This is a genomic window from Vibrio sp. Y29_XK_CS5 (genome assembly GCF_024181835.1).
In the GTDB taxonomy this organism is placed as follows: Bacteria; Pseudomonadota; Gammaproteobacteria; order Enterobacterales; family Vibrionaceae; genus Vibrio; species Vibrio harveyi.
Genome location: NZ_JAMZAM010000007.1, coordinates 152178 through 173151 on the forward strand (window position 1 = coordinate 152178; position 20974 = coordinate 173151).

At 43.9% G+C, this 20974-nt stretch carries 17 protein-coding genes and 1 other RNA gene; 9 read left to right on the top strand and 9 right to left on the bottom strand.

Annotated elements, in window-relative coordinates; translation table 11 throughout:
• Positions 1–104: 104 nt before the first annotated feature.
• The 4 genes from nadK (at position 105) to bamE (ending at position 4861) form a co-directional block, all read left to right on the top strand.
• A complete protein-coding gene (gene nadK, locus NL647_RS23265) occupies positions 105–989 on the top strand; it encodes an NAD(+) kinase (RefSeq protein ID WP_005447653.1) in 885 nt (294 codons plus the stop codon).
• 242 nt (positions 990–1231) lie between these two features.
• Positions 1232–2419, top strand: coding sequence for a DUF3103 domain-containing protein (locus NL647_RS23270; RefSeq protein WP_253650712.1), 1188 nt, complete (start codon positions 1232–1234; stop codon positions 2417–2419).
• Positions 2420–2587: 168 nt separating this feature from the next.
• A complete protein-coding gene (gene recN, locus NL647_RS23275; protein ID WP_049535692.1) occupies positions 2588–4252 on the top strand; it encodes a DNA repair protein RecN in 1665 nt (554 codons plus the stop codon).
• Positions 4253–4501: 249 nt separating this feature from the next.
• Positions 4502–4861: an outer membrane protein assembly factor BamE gene (gene bamE, locus NL647_RS23280; protein WP_005447656.1), complete on the top strand. Its 360-nt coding sequence runs from the start codon at positions 4502–4504 to the stop codon at positions 4859–4861.
• A gap of 136 nt (positions 4862–4997) precedes the next feature.
• Here the strand turns inward: bamE and NL647_RS23285 are convergent, their stop codons facing one another.
• Positions 4998–5354 (bottom strand): RnfH family protein, encoded by a 357-nt coding sequence (locus tag NL647_RS23285; RefSeq protein WP_005447657.1) that lies wholly within the window; start codon positions 5352–5354, stop codon positions 4998–5000.
• Positions 5344–5787 carry an SRPBCC family protein gene (locus NL647_RS23290; RefSeq protein ID WP_005447659.1) on the bottom strand — a complete coding sequence of 148 codons (444 nt, stop codon included), beginning with the start codon at positions 5785–5787 and terminating at the stop codon, positions 5344–5346. Before NL647_RS23290 ends, NL647_RS23285 begins: the two co-directional genes overlap by 11 nt.
• Positions 5788–5905: 118 nt before the next feature.
• Between NL647_RS23290 and smpB the strand changes: the two genes are divergently transcribed.
• Both smpB and ssrA read left to right on the top strand, forming a co-directional pair.
• Complete coding sequence (smpB, locus tag NL647_RS23295) at positions 5906–6391, top strand: SsrA-binding protein SmpB (protein ID WP_005440253.1); 486 nt, start codon at positions 5906–5908, stop codon at positions 6389–6391.
• A gap of 68 nt (positions 6392–6459) precedes the next feature.
• Positions 6460–6827, top strand: a transfer-messenger RNA (tmRNA) gene (gene ssrA, locus NL647_RS23300).
• Positions 6828–7247: 420 nt separating this feature from the next.
• Here the strand turns inward: ssrA and NL647_RS23305 are convergent.
• Genes NL647_RS23305 through NL647_RS23330 form a run of 6 tightly spaced genes read right to left on the bottom strand, consistent with a single transcriptional unit; the run spans position 7248 to position 15648 of the window.
• Positions 7248–7964 carry a M48 family metallopeptidase gene (locus NL647_RS23305; protein WP_253650713.1) on the bottom strand — a complete coding sequence of 239 codons (717 nt, stop codon included), beginning with the start codon at positions 7962–7964 and terminating at the stop codon, positions 7248–7250.
• Between the two features lie 11 nt (positions 7965–7975).
• On the bottom strand, positions 7976–11167 hold the full coding sequence (locus NL647_RS23310; protein ID WP_253650714.1) for a type I restriction endonuclease subunit R: 3192 nt from the start codon (positions 11165–11167) through the stop codon (positions 7976–7978).
• Positions 11154–11822 (bottom strand): hypothetical protein, encoded by a 669-nt coding sequence (locus NL647_RS23315; RefSeq protein WP_253650715.1) that lies wholly within the window; start codon positions 11820–11822, stop codon positions 11154–11156. Before NL647_RS23315 ends, NL647_RS23310 begins: the two co-directional genes overlap by 14 nt.
• Positions 11815–12654 carry a hypothetical protein gene (locus NL647_RS23320; RefSeq protein ID WP_253650716.1) on the bottom strand — a complete coding sequence of 280 codons (840 nt, stop codon included), beginning with the start codon at positions 12652–12654 and terminating at the stop codon, positions 11815–11817. The genes NL647_RS23315 and NL647_RS23320 overlap by 8 nt, the downstream gene beginning before the upstream one ends.
• The gene (locus tag NL647_RS23325) at positions 12654–13919 is read right to left on the bottom strand and encodes a restriction endonuclease subunit S (protein WP_253650717.1); all 1266 of its coding nucleotides are present in this window, start codon (positions 13917–13919) and stop codon (positions 12654–12656) included. The genes NL647_RS23320 and NL647_RS23325 overlap by 1 nt, the downstream gene beginning before the upstream one ends.
• The gene (locus tag NL647_RS23330) at positions 13912–15648 is read right to left on the bottom strand and encodes a type I restriction-modification system subunit M (protein WP_253650718.1); all 1737 of its coding nucleotides are present in this window, start codon (positions 15646–15648) and stop codon (positions 13912–13914) included. The genes NL647_RS23325 and NL647_RS23330 overlap by 8 nt, the downstream gene beginning before the upstream one ends.
• Positions 15649–16000: 352 nt before the next feature.
• On the opposite strand from NL647_RS23330, the gene NL647_RS23335 reads away from it, so the two are divergent.
• A complete protein-coding gene (locus tag NL647_RS23335; RefSeq protein WP_222326968.1) occupies positions 16001–16876 on the top strand; it encodes an RES family NAD+ phosphorylase in 876 nt (291 codons plus the stop codon).
• A 35-nt stretch (positions 16877–16911) separates the two neighbouring features.
• On the opposite strand, the gene NL647_RS23340 is transcribed toward NL647_RS23335, so the two are convergent.
• Positions 16912–17556: a hypothetical protein gene (locus NL647_RS23340; protein WP_222326966.1), complete on the bottom strand. Its 645-nt coding sequence runs from the start codon at positions 17554–17556 to the stop codon at positions 16912–16914.
• 379 nt (positions 17557–17935) lie between these two features.
• Here NL647_RS23340 and NL647_RS23345 point away from each other — a divergent pair, with 379 nt between their 5' ends.
• Positions 17936–18829: a LysR family transcriptional regulator gene (locus NL647_RS23345; RefSeq protein ID WP_253650719.1), complete on the top strand. Its 894-nt coding sequence runs from the start codon at positions 17936–17938 to the stop codon at positions 18827–18829.
• 99 nt (positions 18830–18928) lie between these two features.
• Complete coding sequence (locus NL647_RS23350) at positions 18929–20971, top strand: FUSC family protein (protein ID WP_253650720.1); 2043 nt, start codon at positions 18929–18931, stop codon at positions 20969–20971.
• Positions 20972–20974: the final 3 nt, after the last annotated feature.

Here is a 20974-nt window from a genome sequence, read left to right on the forward strand (position 1 = left end):
CGTTTTGTGGGCTTTAACCACATAAAAATTCGCATATTTAGGTAACTTGCCATTATTATGGGGATGAAGATTCCTGATTCAAGCCTCTTTAATGCGGAAATGCTATGAAAAACCCATGTAACGTGATCGCGATTATCGGAAAACCACGAGATCAGCAGGCAATTCAAACTCATAGAGAGTTATACGAATGGCTGACATCCGAAGGTTACCAAGTATTTATCGATGATCGCCTTGCTGCAATTTTAGACGAAATCCCGCAAAGCCAGTTTGCTAGCCTCGTAGAGCTAGGTAAAAACGCCGATCTCGCTATCGTAGTTGGCGGTGATGGCAACATGCTGGGTGCTGCTCGTATTCTATCTCGTTTCGATGTTGCTGTGATTGGTGTCAACCGAGGTAACTTGGGGTTCCTGACGGATCTAAACCCCGACGATTTCAAAGAAGCATTAAAAGCCGTATTAAAAGGCGAATATATAGAAGAAGAGCGTTTCTTATTGGAAGCAGAGATCCATCGTCACGGTCAAATCAAGAGCCATAACGCGGCATTAAACGAAGCCGTGCTCCACCCAGGACAAGTGGCGCACATGATTGAGTTTGAAGTTTATATTGATGACAGCTTTGCGTTTTCGCTGCGTGCCGATGGTTTGATTGTCTCTACTCCAACAGGCTCTACGGCTTACTCCCTGTCAGGTGGTGGACCTATTTTGTCACCAAGCTTAAATGCGATTTCTTTAGTGCCAATGTTCCCGCACACATTGTCTAGCCGCCCATTAGTTGTCGATGGCAAACGTCGTATCAAACTGGTCGTGTCACCAGAAAACCGCGGTACTCAGGAAGTAAGTTGTGACGGACAAGTTTCGCTCCCCGTCTCTCCAGGTGATGAAATACACATCTACCAGAGCCCGAACGTTCTCAAACTTATCCACCCGAAAGACTATAGCTACTATCACGTACTAAGAAATAAGCTTGGATGGTCGAGCAAACTGTTTTAGCAATAAAGGTTGGTGTGAAAGCATCAACCTTTTTTCTTTGCTCATATTTCAGCTTTCTACTCTATCCCGATTAAGGCGACACAAAATAAAAACCTACTAAATCTAGATTTATAAAATTTGATCTTGTGGGCAGATTTTATACAAATCTTGGAGAGCAAATTGAATGATAGGTGTCTGGTGATATTCTTGCCATGAATAGAATATTAACTCTATTTCATACAAACTATCTCAAAGGACACACTATGAAAAAAACAATTATATTGTCCGCTCTCAGTACTTTAGCGCTTATGGGCTGCCAGTCTGAGGAGGCAAAGGTTAACAATATATCAAACGCAAAAGCCGAGGATATAACCAACACGAAACGCGCACTCGCTCAGCAACTTAGTGAGAGCTATACCAGCATGGAGCCAATGCTACGTAGGGACATTACCGCGGAGCACACTAGCGTCCCAGTATCTTCCTTTGTTGAACAAACGCCCCAAGCTGCTTTCAGTAAACAGCTTGTACAAGCCGATAACCAGATCCGCACATGGAAAGGCATCGAACAATACTCAGATCAGTTGCTAGAAGTCCGTCTAGCGAATGAAGAGATGCTAAATGTATGGCAAGAAGGGAAAGTCGATCCCCTATTCGCTTTCGAGCCAAGCGGTGATGACTCGCAATGGCAGTATATCGAAGCGTACGATGTATATGGTCAAATCCACCAGCTCGATGTCTATCAGCTTCCTGACGTACCAGTATTGGTTGTCGACAATAACAGCTCTGCAGAACTAAAAGCAGGTCTGCAAGCGATGCAAGCTGAGATGAAGAGCTTAGGTCAAGCCACGATGGTTCAGCCATACCTAGCGGACAAGAAGCAAGTTAATTCCCCACTTCTCGCTAGTGCTGAAAGTTCGGTTCAACCAATTCAGACTACGCAACTGAAAAAGATCCGTCTTTCTGATGACCAAGAACCATGGATCTCGGGTAAAGCAGAAATCTACGCCATCGTCACTGGGGTGAACCCAAGTCGCGACGAGCCGACGTTAGATTTAGTCGAGCTTCCATATTTGGATTATGACAACAAAGACTATTACCCGAATCAAATCATCATTCATTGGTCTCGTTACCGTTGGGGCGCGGCTGACATTGTATTGATGGAACAAGATGACGGTACGGATTACAAACAGTTGGCAAAACTGCTCGTTCAAGTTGCTGAAGAAGTATTAAAGGCGATTCCAGATCCAGAGGTGCAGGCGTATGCCATTATTCCTCAGATCACCAACAAGATCATTGATGCAATTCCTGATGGGGTTCTGACCAATGATGACGATTTCGTTGATGTTTACTACACCCTGATGCAAGACACATCTTACGTCGACCATCCTGGCGCGGGAGTCAATGCAGTCGTCACATTAGAACCGCTCACCATTAACCCAACTCGTCCGTAACTTGTTCAATTTAAATAGGTCGTTGCATTTTGCACGACCTATTTTTCTTCTCTCCATCACAAAAAGCCGCTTCTTTAAGAAAAAATACCACACCTGACTTTACTGTATAAAGAAACAGTATATACTGTTTTCTTATACAGTATTGTTCAGTTATACAGGTAAATAAAAATGCTGGCTCATCTAAGTGTTAATAATTTTGCGATTGTTAAGTCTTTACAGCTCGAGCTTTCAAAGGGCATGACCACCATTACTGGTGAAACAGGTGCAGGTAAGTCTATTGCAATTGATGCGTTAGGTCTTTGTTTAGGCGGACGTGCCGATGCAGGTATGGTGCGCCAAGGCGAAGAGAAAACAGAAGTCAGCGCTGCCTTTTTACTGGATAACAATCTACACGCAACGCGTTGGCTAGAAGATAACGACCTACTTGATGGCAGCGAGTGTATCTTGCGTCGCATCATCACCAAAGAAGGTCGCTCTAGAGCCTTCATCAACGGCAGCCCAGTCCCACTTTCACAACTCAAATCTCTTGGGCAGTTGTTGATCAACATCCATGGACAACACGCGCATCATCAATTGATGAAGAGCGAGCACCAAATGGCAATGCTTGACCAATATGCAGGACATTTAAACCTATTAAAAGGCACACGCAGTGCTTACCAGCATTGGCGTCAGGCAGACAATAACCTCAAGCAACTAAAAGAGAACAGCCAGCAAAATCAGGCACAAAAGCAGTTGCTCGAATACCAAATCAAAGAACTGAATGAGTTATCGCTAGGTGAAGAAGAATTCGCAGAGCTCGAACAAGAGCACAAACGACTGTCCAATAGCGGTGAACTTGCCGCTACCTGTCAGCAAGCCATCGAACTTATTTACGAAGGTGAAGAAGTCAATGCGCTTGGTATTTTGCAATCGGCCAATCACTCCCTAATTCAATTAGCTGAATTGGATGAGAAATTAGCAGAGCTACCAAATATGCTGGCAGAAGCAATGATCCAGCTAGAAGAAACTAAAAACGAACTTCGCAGCTACCTTGATGGCATTGATGTCGATCCGGGTCGCATGGCTTATGTCGAAGAACGCTTTTCTAAAGTGATGTCAATGGCTCGTAAACACCACGTTATGCCTGATGAGCTATATCAACACCATCAAGATCTATTGGCTCAAATCGAAGCGCTCGATTGCTCTGATGAACGTTTGGATGAACTCGCTCAAGAAGTTGAACAAAAGTATCAGAGCTTCTTGACCCAAGCGGAAAAACTGCACAAATCACGCAGTCGCTACGCAAAAGAGTTGAACAAACTGATCACACAAAGCATGCACGAATTGAGCATGGAGAAAGCGGTATTCAGCATTGAAGTGAACAACGAAAATACCCACCCATCACCGCTGGGAATGGACAGCGTCTGCTTCTTGGTTTCAACCAACCCAGGTCAGCCATTGCAACCCATCGCTAAAGTGGCATCGGGTGGTGAGCTATCACGTATCTCATTAGCCATCCAAGTGATCACCGCGCAGAAAGTAGATACTCCAAGCTTGATCTTCGATGAAGTAGACGTAGGTATCAGTGGTCCAACCGCCGCTGTTGTCGGTAAGATGCTGCGCAAACTAGGAGAGTCGACCCAAGTAATGTGTGTCACCCACTTACCTCAAGTCGCAGGTTGTGGTCATCAGCAAATGTTTGTCGCAAAACACACCAAAGGTGGTCAAACTGAAACACAAATGCGCTCACTAGATGAAGAGCAACGTGTGGCAGAATTAGCTCGTCTACTTGGTGGTAGTCAAATTACAGATTCCACATTGGCAAATGCTAAAGAACTGCTTATCGCCGCTTAAGATTATTACGGAGCCACCGCATATCAATCAGTTCAGTGGCTCTCTCCCATTTCAACTGCCCCAGTACTTTTGCTTTTCGCTAAACGAATGCGCAATGTTCCGCCAATTATTGTTCAATCTCAGCGAATAAATGCAACTCAACTCAAAATTCGTTGTCAGATTCCCTACCATACGACGCATAGCTTTTTACATCTGCGTCGAGCTTGTTTATTATCAGCGCAGTATTTTAAAGGTTACTAAGAAATTATTATGCAATTAAAGAAGTGGTTAGTTGCCGTACCATTAGCAATGACATTGCTGACAGGATGTTCGGTATTGGAAAAACTGGTTTATCGCATTGATATCAACCAAGGCAACTACGTAGAACAAAGTGCGGTTGATAAATTAAAGTTTGGGATGACTAAAGCACAGGTTCGCTACGTTCTTGGTTCACCTATGTTGGTTGAAAATGGCTACCCGAATACGTGGTACTACATTTACCACCACACTCCTGGTCACGGTGACTCAGTGCAAAAAGATCTTATCGTTCAGTTTAACGACCAAGGCACGCTGGCAGACATCACTGGTGACTACCCGAAAAGCGATGCATTTTACGAGAAGATTCAGTAAGCAACCTTTATTTTCACTGTATTCTTAAAGCCTCCTGACGGAGGCTTTTTTATTTCTGCTCAACAGAGCAAGGAAAGTTCGCCCCACAAAAAAACAACACCTCCCAATTGGGAGGCGTTGTTCGTAATCAAAAGCATTATTCCTCAGCTTTTCTCAAAGCATTGGGCTTACCGCCTGTCACAGGGTCTGCACTACCAGCGGCCTTTGCTTGCTCCGCTCGTTTACGACGAATCTCTTTTGGATCTGCCAATAGTGGGCGGTAAATTTCGATACGGTCTTTGTCGCGTACCGTTGCATCTAATCGCACGTTACGGCTGTAAACACCGACTTTATTCTTCTTCAAATCAATCTCCGGGTATAGCTCAAGCACACCCGACTGTCGGATAATATCTTCAACCGTTGCTTGATTGTTTACCACCAAATTGAATACACGCTGCTCTTGAGGAAGCGCATAAACCACTTCCACGTGAATCATGTCCGACTCAATACTCATAGCACTCGTACACCTGTTTCGCGCGTTTGGTAAAAGCATTCACCATGTTATTGGTTAGCTCATTAAAAATCTTGCCGAAAGCCATTTCGATCATCTTGCTTGAGAATTCAAACTCAAGCTTCAGTTCCACTTTACACGCCTGCTCATCCAAAGCAGTGAAGATCCAACCACCACGCAGTGTCTTAAATGGACCATCGACCAAATTCATCATGATCGCTTGACCCGGAATAATCTCGTTAGAGGTTGTAAATGTCTTACTGATACCTGCTTTTGCTACATCGACAGAAGCCACCATACCATCGTCCGAAGACTCAATGATTCGTGAACCTGAACAACCAGGTAGAAACTCAGGATACTTAGAAACATCATTGACCAGATCGAACATCTGCTCTGCACTAAAAGACACCAAGGCAGAACGGCTGATTTGCTTCATACACACTCCTATCGATACGCGTACATGTTTAAGGCTTGTGCCAATTCTACTTTTATTCCACGATAGCGCAAATAAAAGGATTTCCTAACCCATATCCAACCCGTATAATGAGTCCATTATGGTAAAGAAAAAATCAAAGCAAAAAGCGGGTAGCAACACTATCGCGCTGAATAAAAAAGCTCGCCACGAATACTTCATTGACGATGAAATTGAAGCAGGCTTGGAGCTACAAGGCTGGGAAGTGAAAGCACTTCGCCAAGGTAAAGCCAATATCGCTGAAAGCTACGTTTTCATGCGTGACGGAGAAGCTTTTGTCAGCGGAATGACCATCACGCCTCTTAACCAAGCTTCTACTCACGTTGTCGCAAACCCTACACGCGTGCGCAAACTATTGATGAGTCGTCGTGAACTCGACAACCTTCTTGGTCGCATCAACCGTGAAGGTATGACACTAGCCGCGTTGTCACTGTACTGGTCTCGCTCTTGGGTGAAGATCAAAATCGGTGTTGCGAAAGGTAAAAAGCTTCACGACAAACGTACCGATCTGAAAGAAAAAGACTGGGCTCGTGAAAAAGCGCGCGTAATGAAGAGTTCACTGCGTTAAACTTGACCACTTAGACGCATAGTACTGGACAGCCTAGGCTTTTCTGTTACTATGCCGATATTACCTCTGGGGCTGATTTAGGATTCGACGGGAATTCAGAAGTCTGAGGTGCATGCCGAGGTGCGGTAGGCCTCGTTAACAAACCGCAAAAAAATAGTCGCAAACGACGAAAACTACGCACTAGCAGCTTAATAACCTGCTCAGAGCTCTCTCGCCCTAGCTTCCGCACGTAAGACGGGGACCAACGAGGGATCAAACCCAAACGCGCTAGCCCGGATTCTCCCGCCTGAGAGATGAACGGTGAATTATAATTCAGGATAGTCATTTACTAGCGTGTCGGTTCGCAGGTGGGTGGTGAATTTAAAGATCGACTAAGCATGTAGTACCAATGATGAAAGGTTTTCGGACGCGGGTTCAACTCCCGCCAGCTCCACCAAACGTTTGGAAAGGGCCAACTCGAAAGGGTTGGCCCTTTTTGTATCTATAATGTTCGAGATTGTTTTATTAGATCCATAACACTCGGTACCGAGGCGAGTTTAGTTCTAACGTGAAGATCTAACTTACATCAATGAAAGCGACATATCAGTATCGGACATATCACGCACCAGATTGTTAATAGAAGAAGTCAACGACACCCTTAATATCAGCGACTTCGGTTATGAAAATAACATGAATGGGTTCGGGTACATTATTGCTGCAATAGAGTTTGCTTTGAACGTCGGAACATACAACCAAGCTATTTCAGACAAGATGCAAGCGCAGTCTTCGAGTACTCCCTTAAAGCTCTGCGCAAGCTTAAGTTCAGATAAACTCTGGGATGACTTTTCACATGAAGTAATCAAGTAGTCAAAATGCTTTAGATGTATAACCTATGCCCGAACTCTCTGAGCCACTCTTTATGCTCTTTGTAGTCGGGCATGACTCGTTCAACTTCTTTCCAAAACTGAGGTGAGTGATCATGATGAAGCAAATGACAAAGCTCGTGGACAACCACATAGTCAACTACGCGGTTAGGGGCCATGACAATTACCCAGTTAAACTCTAAATCACCGTAAGGGGTACAACTACCCCAGCGGCTCTTAAACTCTTTAGTCCGAACGACACCAGTTTCAACACCCACCAGAGATTCATAACGCCTCACTTTCTCGCGAATTTTTTTGTCAGCATGGCGCTTGTACCAATTCACCAATGCCCGACGAATATAGTGCGTTTGAGATGAAGGGTCAGGCACGGTTACAGTAATGCGCCCATTAATCAGCTTAGTGGGTGCCAAATCGCCTGTAAGCACTTTTAAACGATAGTTACGCCCTAGGTATGGCAATGCCTCACCCGACACATATTCTCGTGCTAACGAGGGACTATGAGCTTGATATTGAGCCAACTTATCAACTATCCAATTGTGCTTATCTGCAAGAATTTCATCTATTTTTTCTTGCTCTAATACCTTGGGGACAATGATAGTCACCTCCCCCTCATCAACTTTAAGTGATGCAGTTTTCTTTCTTGAAGTACGCTCCACCAGCACACTGTAACTGGCAGTATGAATAAGCTCTGGCTGATGCTTTTCCGTCATGTTTTGCTCAATCATTTATTGCCGAACTTGTGCTTAGCAAGATCCATAAAACGCTCTTGAAGAGCACTAACCAATGCTTTGTCACCAAACGGCTGATCAAGCACAGCGCGTTTTATCTCTTTCTTCATCCGCTTAACTTCATCTTGCTTAGCGAAGAAATCAATTATTTCCGTTGCTTCATCTAACATGGCGACCAAAGTTTGCGTGGTGTCTTTAATAGCTTCATGGACGCTTTCATCAATCACATCACCATCATTCGCGTTAGTCACCTCGGCAATCAATATATTGTAAAAAGCGAACTCAGTTTCATTCACCCCAACATCTTGTGCGGCTTGCTGGTGGGCTGAGCCAATGTCATCAGTCATAGCAAGTAGTAGCTCGAGCTGCAAAGCCCATTGGCCAGACGTTTTCTCAATAATATCCCTCAGTCTCAGGCTCAAAGAACGGTAGTACTCAGGGTCATCATCAAGATTAATCGTTATATGATGCTTGATAGCACTCTCTATCTCAGAGGCTTTAGATTCATCTGATTTATTTGGCTTAATCGTATCTTTGAAGTTGGCTGCCAATAAGTCCATTGGAGGAATTTTAGGATCTACCCCTGTACTCAAAATATGCTCATCGACCAACAGCCTTACTTTTTCACCAATCTCACGCATATCTAAACCAGCATCTCGATACATGGTTCGCGAAGCATTATGTACTTTCCCCAACAACTTCATATCTGGGACAAAAGGAGCTGCACTCGCATCTGGTAATATCACGTTGAGCTGTTTGGCAAAGAGCTTAAACGCTACATCAAATTGAGCTCGAGTAGTTTCATCTTTAAGCGCGAGCACATAGTCGTCAATATCATCGCTATCAATGTGTTTAAAGAATGACATTGCACGGGTATGTTTCGCCTTAAGCTTCGGTACCTCGTCTTTAAGGCTTTGGTACGTCCCCTCAACATCTTCACTGCTAAACAAATCAAGCGCTTCAGTTAAGTGAGTTGCGAGACCATAGTAGTCAACGATGTAGCCACAAGTTTTACCTTTGTATGTACGATTCACACGAGCGATGGCTTGCATCAATGTGTGATCTTGCAGTTTTCTGTCGATATACATGACCTGCGCAATCGGTGCATCAAAGCCAGTTAACAGCATATCCTTGACGATGAGAAACGCCGTATTATCAAACTTCTTGTCCTTTTCTTCAGTTCCAGCCTTATCTATACCAAAAGGCTTTTTGAAGTTCGCTATCACCTTTTTTTGATGTGCTTTGTCGGTGTACTTTGCGATGTATTGTTTATCGTTGTGGTCACCAGAAATGATCACCTCAGAAGGCGGAGCACCAAGCTCATCAAGTGTCTTTTTGAAAACGGCAGCGGCATGGCGGCTACCAACAACAATCATTGCTTTAAAGCCATCAGGACGAATGTGCTCTTTATAGTGCTTGAGCAAATCAAGACAGACCCAACGGATGCGAGCAGGCGCTTCACGCACCGCACGCTCTACACCGTACTTTTTCTTAATTTCGCGCTGTTCTTCTTCTGTGTATTCACCAAAGTATTCTTCAAACAGCTTATCAAGGGACTCTCCAGCGACTTCAGACTTAACCTCTCGCCCCTCATACAACAGGCGCACAGTCGCCCCATCTTCTACTGCTTGGTTGATTTTGTACTCGTCAATATAGCCACCAAATGCTTGCCCCATCTTCTGGGTTTTAAGCAGGGGTGTCCCCGTAAAGCCTACTTTAGGCGCATTAGGCAGTGCAGCATTGATAGTCATCGCAAGACCACCAAACTGAGTACGGTGTGCCTCATCAGCCAATACGATGATATTTTCGCTCGGATTTAGGTCTTTAAACCCTTCTGCAGCTTTCGGCTGTTTCTCTTGTTCTTTTTCTAAATCAGAGAACTTCTGAACCATCGCAGTAACCAGATCCGAGCTGTCTTTTTTAAGTAGCTCTTTGAGTTCATTCACAGTGCCAGCGTTATAAACGGTTTCACCTTGCGCATCACGGAAAGTATTGGATAACTGCTCATCAAGCTGAGTTCTATCAGTAATGAATACCAACTTGTATTGCTGCAGTTCAGGATCACGGCGCATCTTGACTGCTAGCATGACCATAGTCAGTGATTTACCACTACCTTGCGTATGCCACACCACGCCAGATTTTTCTCTGCGGTCTTTACCTGTTTTTAAGCGCTGAATGACCTTATTAACGGCACGATACTGCTGATAACGTGCAACCTTCTTAATTATCTTGCCATCGTCAGTTTCATAAATGATGAAGTTTTGCAGAATATCGAGGAAGTTATCCAGGCTAAACATGCCTGCTATTAATCGCTGCTGCGCTGATACACGAGTCAGGACTTCGTAAGTGGCTTTTTCTTCGGCAGCTTGTAAGAACTCAACTTGGCTTTCAGCCTCGGAGTTGTCATCCACTACATCGTCAGGTAGCTGAACGTCCACGGTAGAACGAAACGTCACTACATTGTCGTGCAATGATTGCTGAGCTAACTCTTCGTCACTGTATGGGTAGGCATCTTTCCAATCCCCATAGTGCTGACTGCTAGAGCTAATGGTGCCGACTTTCGCTTGGTCGCGACAGGTAGAAACCATCAATTGGTTATACCAAAATAGTTTTGCCGCACCTTCTTCATTTTCTTGTTCACGTAGGTTGGCGTAACGACGAAGCTGGTCAATTCCATGACTCATAGGATCAGAGATGTACGGCGATTTGCATTCAATGACAGCAAGAGGAATACCGTTAACAAAACAGATTATGTCAGGGATAATGTTTTGCGCCCCTTCGACTTTAAACTGGTTCGTCACTAAGAACTCGTTGTTGGACGGCGTATCGAAGTCAATAAGTTTGACGGTTTGCCCTTTGCGCCCTTTACCGAGGTCTTGTTCTACCGAAAGGTAGTTAACCATGATTTGGTAGAAAGCATGGTTGTACTCCATCAAAGCAGCAAAATTGGGGTGTGTCACTTCCCTAGATACCTTGCGCAGGTTCTCTTCACTGATCCAAGGATTAATGCGTTTAATTGCCGCCTCTAAGCGCTTCACTAGGATAACGTCACGTAGATAAATACGCTCTTGGTTTACGTGTTCAGGAGAGAGGGATTTGCCTTGTACGTAAGTCCAGCCAAGCTTAACTAACTGAGCAATGGCTGGCGCTTCTACTTTTTCGAATTCGTTATTATTGCTGCTCATCGCCAACCACCTTCTTATTTTGTTCCGAAGCAGCAGTTAAAGCCGAGTCAATAAACCCTCTCGTTTTACTTGCGATCTTGCTAACTGCATCTTCTTCAAGTAAATCAGACATCGGTAGTTCGAACCCACAACTAATAATCGGGTAACGATCAGGGTCTATTTGAGGTAATGGCGAATCATTAAATTTAGGATGCTGACAACAATTCCAAACTTTGTAGTACCAATTTGCATTTTCGTTCTTAAAAGGAGTGTAAATGCTGACTTTTAACAAGCTCTGCGCCTCTTCTACACCGATGGGTAGTGATAAACCATCTGGCTGCCCTCCATTTGCAGCATCCGAGTCCACGCCAGTATCTGAATCAACCATAAACTCTACTAGGAACTCACCTATTCGCAGTTTGTGCACGTCTTCTACGTTCTTAAACACATAGTAAGTTGAAAGTGCAGGTAACATGTCCCATTGCCAATTCTCAAAGGGATTGGTCGTCAACTTGGAAGGACGAGCGAACTCTTTAGGAGTCCACACATAGAAATCTAGCTCTAACTCTTTGCTTATCTGCTCTATAGTAGGAAGGAGACGTTGATAATACGCCGCCAATAAGCGGTGAGCGGTTCGAATTTGTAGGAATAGATCTTCTTTGTTTTCGTTATTCATTGTTATACCTAGGCCAAGCCAACAGAGCGTCTAAGGTGACGGGTTTGAAGTCATGGTTAATAAGACTTTGAACTGATTGATGCGAAACACCCAAAATAGCACCCTGATTAATATCAACAGCACTAAGCAATGAGTGGCTAAGAGACAGAGCAGGGAAGGAGTGTTTACGTAGCTTGTCCCATTTGAAGTTACTGACATTCAAGCCATACAGAGCGAGAGCTTTAAGCATGTCATTTAAAACCCGTTTATCTGTTTTGGATAAACGGCTATCCGACGACTTTTCAACTAAGCAATCCGCTATAGGTTGCCATTTAATAGCGCCGACACAAATCAAGTTATCAAATTCATTGACTAACTTGCTTTCCCACTTAAGTGCAGACACATGATCAACGCGACCAATGGCAAGAAAATAAAGCGGACGACTTTCACCCTCTTCTGACTGAAGGAAAGAACCGACTTCTCGCCGCCATTGAGTGAAATACTGATCACCACCAGCAGGAGGTTTTACTTCCACGATTAGATTGGCTTTTTCAAAACGGATGATTAAGTCGGGTTCAACTTGCCTAGTATGCCCTTTTTCTTCAAAGGTGTACCTAGACCAGTAATCAATGGTAATGAATGCTCCAAAGACCTCAGCTAAAGGGGTAACTCTATCTTTAAAACAGAACTCAAGTAACTCGAACTGAAGTGACTCAGATAAGTAAGCGAAACGCTCAAACATCGTTGAGGTAAGCAAGTCTTCACGAGCTTTGAACAAGCTTGCCCACCGAACCGAGGTTTGCCCATCATGTTCGATACGCCCTGCTTTGCCGTGAAGAATTGCTTTTAGCATTAGCTGTCTACCTTAACGCGAACCTTGCCTGTTAGGAGATCTTGCATTAGAGCTTTCTTCAAAGACTGCTTGCTATCTAAGACTTTTAATTTCAACGTAATATTCTCGTCTAGCTTCTCTAGTATTCTTACTACTTGATTTTGCTCATCGAAAGGCGGTAAAGCTAAAATCATCGACATTACATCTGAACCAGGAAGGTTTGCCACCGTTCCTTTTCGAACAAAAGAATCGACTTGTGATAGCGCATCATCTGTTTGCATAAAATAGTTGATGTACTTGGAGTTCAGTCCTGTCTTTGGGGTCAATTTAATCGCATATGCACTGGCTATATAAGGAATAGACTGGGACTCAAAAACAGCAGTAGCTCCACAATCAGCGGTTGTGATCATGACCAAATCGCCGTGATTTAATGCGTTTTGTGTGACAAGCTTATTATCTAGCCTTGCAACAGGAACCTGTGAATATTTAATAACCCCGTCACTAGATAGATCTGTTCCTCTTATAGTTTTTACATTCCCAAGTTCATCGTAGTCTTTGGAACTAAAGCGAGGACCATACTTATAGGTATGAAAAATATCTTTGAATTTCACAACCTCCCACCCCTTCGGAATCTTCCCCACTGGCGAGTCTTTAAGCTCGGTATGTGGTTTTCCATCAACACCAACACCACGGGATAGAAGCTCTTGCATCATGCCTGTTTTCAGGTCTTTGAGCTTGTCGATTTGCGCCTGTGTTTTTTCAATCACTTCATCGACAGAAGTGAGGATAGTGGCGATTTTCTTTTGTTCTGGGAGTGGGGGAAGAATCACAGGAAACTGCTTCAGTACTGAAACATTCAAATTTTGTTGCGCTCCTCCAGCTTGCCCACCTAATACAAAGGCTCTTCCGTAATCAGAGTTTATCAACACAGCCAAGTAGTTAGGATCAACCTTAAGGGGATTAGGTCTTGATATTAAAGTTGTGAAAGTTTGGCAACCATCATACCTAGAGGGTATGACAGCTGAAACACCCGGATAACCAGTTCGAATAGTTACAACATCCCCTTTGCGAAGCTTTTTCGATTCATTCTCACGGGCAAAATCTTTTGTGATATATAGCATGTCTGAATCACGAATCGAGTTCGGTAATATGTTTTGATTTCTTAGCAAAGGGGTGCCTGAGTCGGTATATGCATGAGTTGTTGAAGTTGCGATTCCTACACCGACCCAAGTGCAAACATCTTCTAAGTTTTTTAGATTCCAATCGACAGGTAGTAAATTACTCATAACCTAGATCCTTTAAGTAACCTTGCATCACCTGCTCGGCATCTGCCACTTGCTGATCTAGCTCATGCAGCGACACTTGGTACTTATCCCACCAGCGTTCAAGCTGGCTTATTGTTAGGGGAAGAACCTTAGCATCCGCTTTCTCTATCACTTCTCGGATCTGCTCTTTGCTTTCAATGCTTGGTTTAAAGGCGTAGTAATCATCGTTGGTTTTATCGAACACTAAGGAGATATCAAATCCTTCAAGGATTTCCTCTTCAATGTATTCGTTATGCACTTCACGAGCAGGGACACCTCCATGCAGAATCGCGCGTACATCAAAGATTTCTGCTGGTGGTGAAGTATCGGCATAGCGACGGATATTGAGGTTAAAATCGTTCTCAGCAATTTCTGAGAAGTTCACCACTTTCGCGTAGCGCTTAACATCAGCATAGTTATCGAAGGTTTCAACAATCTTAGCAATGTCTTGTGGGCGTAGTTTGTTCTGGTTTTTTCCCTCTTCAAATTCAAGCTCTGAGTTGATAAACAGGACTTTGCCCTTACGAGCTGCAACTTTGTTCTTGTTGATGATTAGTAGGCAAGCAGGAATGCCCGTACCATAGAACAAGCCTGATGGCAGACCAATCACGGCTTCTAATAAATCGTCTTCCAAAATGCCTTGGCGAATCGCTTTCTCACTTGAGCCACGGAATAACACACCATGAGGCATGACCACACCGACCATACCTTCATTATTGGTACTAGCAATCATGTGCTGAACAAAGGCTAAATCACCCGCATCTTTTGGTGGCGTGCCATAAGGGAAACGACCAAAACCATCGTTATCACACTCGTCTTTACCCCACTTTTTAAGCGAGAACGGTGGGTTAGCGATAACGCGATCAAAGCTCATTAGCTCGCCGTTTTCGGTGTGCTTAGGCTCGCGCAGAGTGTCGCCCTTGCGGATGTCAGCACTTTGCACGCCGTGTAAGAACATGTTCATCTTACAAATTGCCCACGTATTCAGGTTCATCTCTTGCCCGAATAGCGACAGATTGGCAGGGTTTTCACCGTGCTCTTTTAGGTAGTTACGAGTCTGAACCAACATACCGCCTGAGCCCGTTGTAGGATCATAGATACGCATACCAGCATGAGGCTTCAGCAATGCCACCAGCAGTTGTACTACTTCACTTGGGGTATAGAATTCACCGCCCTTCTTGCCTGCACTATCAGCAAACATTTTGATTAGGTATTCGTAAGCGGTTCCCAACATATCAGGGCGCTCAAAATCTTCATTACGAAGACGGTGCTGGCTAAAGTGAGAGAGCAGATCACGCAACTTAGCATCAGTCAGCTTGTTCTTAATATTGAAGTCGATGGTCACCAACACACCTTCTAGGGATGGGTTATGTTCTTCAATCGCTTCTGTCGCTTTGTTGAGGCTTTCACCGATGTTGTGCTTTAAGTCTTTTAGTGCAGACCAACGCGCATTTTCAGGGATGTAGAAGGTACTATCGTACTCATCTTCATCATCTGCTAGCTCTTCTGCTTGAGCTTGTGTTTTACCTTTGTCTAGGTAGTACTGAACGACTTTCTCTTGCTCTTCCTCAAACGCATCCGACATGCGCTTTAAGAACATCATGCCAAAGATATAGTCTTTAAATTCAGAGGCATCCATGTTGCCACGGAGGATATCAGCGGTTTCCCAAAGGAAAGATTCGAGCTGCTGGAGGGTGAGTTTTTTAATCATTTCGATTCTTATAAATAAGGCTGGTGGCACAGTAATACCCGTGCCAGAAAATTGGTTCTGATTTTACGCCTTAAGAGCGGTTCGAACAATGCATTGTATAGTTACAAAGATCTACTGAACTTCAATCCAAGGATAAAAAACAACCACTAATAGCCTGAACTATAAAGATTAAATGAATCTAAACCCATTATATGCAACAATAACAACGTTTTGCCTTGTTGCCGTAGAAGCAGGGACAAGATAGGTACAACTGTGTACCAAACACGTGCTCCCGACGACGGGAGAAATCATTAACTTCTCCAAAGGAATAAGCCAATGGAAAAGAAATTTAAATTGAAAAAGGTATTAATCTATGACATCTATAACAAAACAGGAAGCTATCCGCCTATCTAAACTACTATCTCAAATCCTGTCTGAACAGGTCGAACCGGAAATGATTATGCATGAGCCAGTTAATTCTTGGCCTACTGCAGTCATTCAAGCACTTAAGCAAGACAAAAAGGAACTGATTTTTGACGTTAGTCAGAATGAAGTAAGGCCTATTGTCATTAATGCTATTACTAAACTGTGTATCGCAAGAATGGAGGCTCTAAGTAGTTCGCTTGCATTTCAGTTTGTAGCTGAAGCTTCTAGCATTTACCGTATTCAAGATACTGGACACGAATCTAGTATTTACTACTCATTTGGAACAGGTCGTTACAACTGTCCAAACGATAAAATAGAGGTTATGTATTGTGGAGAGTTCCCTGACACATGTATGGCTGAAATCATTATGCGTGATGATCCATACAAGGGGAAAGGTCCAGCATCAGTGCAATTTTCTCGAAAGAATGAATGGTTTGAGAATTTTGACTTGGGAGTTTCGCTTGCGGCTCGTAGATTAAAGCTGCTTGACTCTACCGTGCTAAAAGCGCAGTTACAGTTGTCAGGAAAATTAACTACTGATGATTACTTATGGACACATGGTATCGTAGCTGCAATTTCAGCATTGGATCTCGACATAGATGGTATTGCTTATGAAAGCGCTCATTTAGGTCATGGAAAATGTTATGCTCTTTTTAATAAAGACACGCCTCAGCTAGCTCATAAAAGCTTAACCAAGCTTAGTGAGTGTGAAGTTGATGCTCAACTTGTGGTACAAAATCAGTATACATTAAGCCTGACACTAGTATCGATGAAAGGCATCTTCACAAATGTCCTTAACGGTAAGATAGTCAACAACGATTAGTAATTGAAGCTCCAAGCATTTGAACTTGGAGCTTTTTATTTTGTAAGGTCATCGATACGATTTGCGAGCTTTTCTATTTGCTCATAAGTAAACCTAGGTTGATTCTCACCTCTCAATATTTCATATATTGATTTGACAGAACCATCAAAAGTTTCCATCTCACTAATCAAAAACTCAAGGCTCGCCATCTGGTCTTTTGAAGATAGGATTTTTATCACTCGTTTAAAACTATCTGTAATCACATTTTCTTCGTTAAACTGAAAGCAAGGGTGGTAATACTTACCTGCAACCTTCAAATAAAAAATCTGACCGTTTTTCCGTTGTTTACCTACTGCAGCAGTAGAGATTCCACCTAAAAGCGATGCAACTTGTTTCGTATCAACCCCACTTTCATGATTTGACAGTAAGTTTAGAAAGTATAGCTCTCCTTCCGTTCTTTCTTTCAAAGAGTTGGTTTCTTCAACATCAGAGAAAACAGACATTTCGGCAATCTTTATTCCTACTTCTGCAGCAAGCTCTGTATCAGAAAGCGCGGCTAAATCGACAAGATCACTGCTATTAATTTTCTCAAAACACTTGCCATAAAGACCTAGAACCCTACTCAAGACAACCTTAGCCATATCATTACCTGATGTGGCATGTTCTAGTAAATCAATTTGTTTTTTAATTGCTATGCTCATGATCACTCCAAGTACAAACTTATCAGAATTTGGTTTACTTGTTTATACTACATAATAATAATAAACCTGTAAACCAAATGTGTCTATATTTTACTCACATTGGGGAATACATATGAGAACCTTGAATAGCGTCTCTAGATATTTTTGTACCAAGATTAGTACTAATATCAATACCTGAACTATAAAAAAGATCATAATATCAAGATATTAAAAAACCAATTCAGATGCCGCCAGCTCCACCAAACGTTTGGAAAGGGCCAACTCGAAAGGGTTGGCCCTTTTTGTATCTGCGATTCGTATTTCCCCTCAACTCATCGCTTTGATTCCTAGCCAAAATCTCTTAGTCTGTGGTTAAGCATTCATCAATGGACATGAGTTTATGCTAAAAGGTAGTGAGTACCCTTCTATTCGTGCGCTGCGAACCTTTGTTGCAGTTGCTAACCATCTGAGTTTTTCTAAAGCGGCAGAGAGTTTGTGCGTAACTCAAGGTGCCGTGAGCAAACAAATTGCGACGTTAGAGCAACTGGTTGGGTTGCCTTTGATTCAGCGTGGTATCAATGGTATTGAGCTCAGCGAAGAAGGAAAACGTTACTTGCCCAAGGTGACCGAAGCGTTGGAGATCATCCAACATGCGACGGCGAGCTTAATTCAAACCGATACAGAGCAAGAGTTACTGGTGGTCGATGTTACGCCTTCTTTCGCCAGTTTGTGGTTGGTGCCAAACATTGATGCATTCCATCAAACCCATCCTGATATCCGCCTTAAAGTTCGCACCAGTGATGGTCCAATAAATCAGTTAGACGTAGACAGCGACATCACCATCCGTTGCCTTCCTCTCTCTAGTCACTACGAACATGGTCGATTGTTGCGTCAAGAAACGCTGCTGCTAACGGGCTCATCAAGTTCTTCAACGTGTAACGACAAACAATCCATTACGGATTTCGCTTTTATTCCTCAAACAACGCGCCCGCAGTTGTGGGAGCAGTTCAAACTAGAGCAATCTCTGCGAAGCGCGATTCATTATCACCCTGTCGGTCATGAGCATTTCTATCTCTCTTATGAAGCGGTAAAGCTTGGTAAAGGTCTTGCCCTCCTGCCTGATTTTATGGTGCAACAGGCGATGTCGATAGATGAGGTCTACCACATCCAACAATTGCGTATGCATAGCCATTATGGCTATTACGTATTTGTGCCGAACTACCGTCTAGCGGCGCGAAAAGTCTCACTGTTCAATGATTGGCTATTTAGTCAACTTGGAGAAGGCATCGGTTAGATAACGACTCTGCTTCAATTTTTCAAACTGTGGTTGAAGCCAGCACATGTAAAGATATTCGCGTTACACTGAAGGGGTTGCCAACTGTAATGAGGGTTTATGACGTTATCTCCTGCCTTTCTGCGTAAAATCTGGTACTCCCCTTCTGTCAACCTTGGTTTGCGTGCCACCAGCGCGATTGTCCTATTCATGGGATTGGGTGTGCTATTCAACCAAATCAATCTCGCCATGACAGCTTTAATGACCATGCCTGCAGCATTGATCAGCGGTTTAGACACTGCCGGTCCTAGACGCTGGACACGCTTTGCGATTACCGCTTTTACGTGGAGCATTACGCTCGTCATCAGTTATGCTCTGCTGAATATGGGCTTACCGCTGTGGCTGACTTACGGCGCGATGGGAGCAATATTGGCGAGTACAGCAGTGAATGGTCCGTTTTGGGGACGTCTTGGCATGTCGAGCTTGCTGATCGCGGTCGTGAGCTTGTCACTACATAATTCCAGCGCGGTACTTGGTCTCTATCCTATGTTGGTGTTGGGACCACTCACTTTTGCGCTGTTCAGTTGGCTTTGGTTTGCCTTATGGAAACATTACGCGCTGCGTGTTTGTCTTTCTGCGATTTACGAGACGCTAGCGGACTACATTCAATATCGCCAAGCTTTCTTACTTGGAAGCGAAAACGATGTTCCGAAACGACGCATCAAATATCAGTTGATTGAACTGTTCCAACAAGCGCTGCAATCAGAATCTTTTCGCTCGAAACATGAAGACGCCAACTCTCTACGTCAGGCTTTGTTTTTGGCGCTCGATACATTTGAAGTCGTCTTGAGCAGCCATACCAGCAACCCTGATCTGCTTAAGCAATTTCAATCCAGTAAACCGAAACGAGATCTGCTCTTGGTTTGGAGCCAACACTGCCAGCAAAGATTAAGACACAAAGCCAAGCAGCTTTTGCATAACACGCATGAAGAGATGGAACACTTGAGCTCACTAGAGCAGGAAGCCCATGATTTGATTGAGGCGGTGAAGCTAGAAGACCAACCTCGCTTTCGCTACTGGGCATACGCGGTAAAGCATATTTCTCGTCGTATTGAGCTCAATGAGCCCGCTTATGAACGCTCCTTTGAGGTGCAACCATTCGAGCTGTCTTTTCGTTTGCCAAGTCGAGGCAACCCAATTTGGCGCCATGTGACTCGCGTTGGTTTGATGTTTGCTCTTGGAGCTGGGATTGCTGAATACTTTGAATTGATTCGCCCGGATTGGGTGTTGATTTCCATGTTGATGGTCATTCAACCGAGTTTCTTGGCAACCCGAAGTAAAACTTGGCAACGCTGTTTAGGCACAGCACTTGGGGTACTCTTCGCCACCTCCTTGATTCATCTTGGCGTACCAACGACCATCCTGTTGGTATTAATCGCGGTCCTATTACCCATCGCAATGCTCAATATTATGCGCCATTACTCGCTGGCGATTGGCTGTATTACCGCGCTGTTGATTTTGGTTTATCAAACCATGGCACACCAGGGGCTCGACTTTGCCGCTCCGCGCTTGATCGACAATATCGTCGGTGGCGCAATTGTCCTACTCGGTTATGGCTTATTGTGGCCGCAGTGGCGAGGTAAGGAGATTCATACCCAAGCATTAAAAGCGCTCGATAGTTCAAAAAGCTTATTTGTGTATTGCTATGAGCAGTTACAAGTCGACACAGAGCAACGTGATCACATGGCGCTCACTAAGCAACGTGCCGCCATGCTCACCGCTGAAAGCGACCTTGAACTGATTTACAACGAGATGCAGCAAGAGCCAAGGCACACTCGCGCCGATCCGCATTATTATGAAGATATGTTGAGCCATTATCGCTTGTTGAGTCACTACCTCTGCTTGCTGATCCCTCTAGTGAGAGCGGGCACCCATTACCAAGGTTCATTGCAAGTAGAACGCCTGATTCATGATGCGATGGATGCGTTGATCAGTACGATTCGTGACAATCGTGTGCATGAGCTGCCAGCACTGAGCAATAAAACCGATGCCAATCATCCCTCCTCGACCGCAGGACAGCGCTCTGTCGAAGAGATCATCTGGTTAGCATTGATGACGATTAAGCAAATGCACGACTTAGTAAGGCGTAACCTAAAAGACTAAATA

Excerpts from the sequence above, each read along its gene's own strand:
- nadK (WP_005447653.1), top strand. The coding sequence starts at position 105 with ATGAAAAACCCATGTAACGTGATCGCGATTATCGGAAAACCACGAGAT.
- NL647_RS23270 (WP_253650712.1), top strand. The coding sequence starts at position 1,232 with ATGAAAAAAACAATTATATTGTCCGCTCTCAGTACTTTAGCGCTTATG.
- recN (WP_049535692.1), top strand. The coding sequence starts at position 2,588 with ATGCTGGCTCATCTAAGTGTTAATAATTTTGCGATTGTTAAGTCTTTA.
- bamE (WP_005447656.1), top strand. The coding sequence starts at position 4,502 with ATGCAATTAAAGAAGTGGTTAGTTGCCGTACCATTAGCAATGACATTG.
- NL647_RS23285 (WP_005447657.1), bottom strand. The coding sequence starts at position 5,354 with ATGAGTATTGAGTCGGACATGATTCACGTGGAAGTGGTTTATGCGCTT.
- NL647_RS23290 (WP_005447659.1), bottom strand. The coding sequence starts at position 5,787 with ATGAAGCAAATCAGCCGTTCTGCCTTGGTGTCTTTTAGTGCAGAGCAG.
- smpB (WP_005440253.1), top strand. The coding sequence starts at position 5,906 with ATGGTAAAGAAAAAATCAAAGCAAAAAGCGGGTAGCAACACTATCGCG.
- NL647_RS23305 (WP_253650713.1), bottom strand. The coding sequence starts at position 7,964 with ATGACGGAAAAGCATCAGCCAGAGCTTATTCATACTGCCAGTTACAGT.
- NL647_RS23310 (WP_253650714.1), bottom strand. The coding sequence starts at position 11,167 with ATGAGCAGCAATAATAACGAATTCGAAAAAGTAGAAGCGCCAGCCATT.
- NL647_RS23315 (WP_253650715.1), bottom strand. The coding sequence starts at position 11,822 with ATGAATAACGAAAACAAAGAAGATCTATTCCTACAAATTCGAACCGCT.
- NL647_RS23320 (WP_253650716.1), bottom strand. The coding sequence starts at position 12,654 with ATGCTAAAAGCAATTCTTCACGGCAAAGCAGGGCGTATCGAACATGAT.
- NL647_RS23325 (WP_253650717.1), bottom strand. The coding sequence starts at position 13,919 with ATGAGTAATTTACTACCTGTCGATTGGAATCTAAAAAACTTAGAAGAT.
- NL647_RS23330 (WP_253650718.1), bottom strand. The coding sequence starts at position 15,648 with ATGATTAAAAAACTCACCCTCCAGCAGCTCGAATCTTTCCTTTGGGAA.
- NL647_RS23335 (WP_222326968.1), top strand. The coding sequence starts at position 16,001 with ATGACATCTATAACAAAACAGGAAGCTATCCGCCTATCTAAACTACTA.
- NL647_RS23340 (WP_222326966.1), bottom strand. The coding sequence starts at position 17,556 with ATGAGCATAGCAATTAAAAAACAAATTGATTTACTAGAACATGCCACA.
- NL647_RS23345 (WP_253650719.1), top strand. The coding sequence starts at position 17,936 with ATGCTAAAAGGTAGTGAGTACCCTTCTATTCGTGCGCTGCGAACCTTT.
- NL647_RS23350 (WP_253650720.1), top strand. The coding sequence starts at position 18,929 with ATGACGTTATCTCCTGCCTTTCTGCGTAAAATCTGGTACTCCCCTTCT.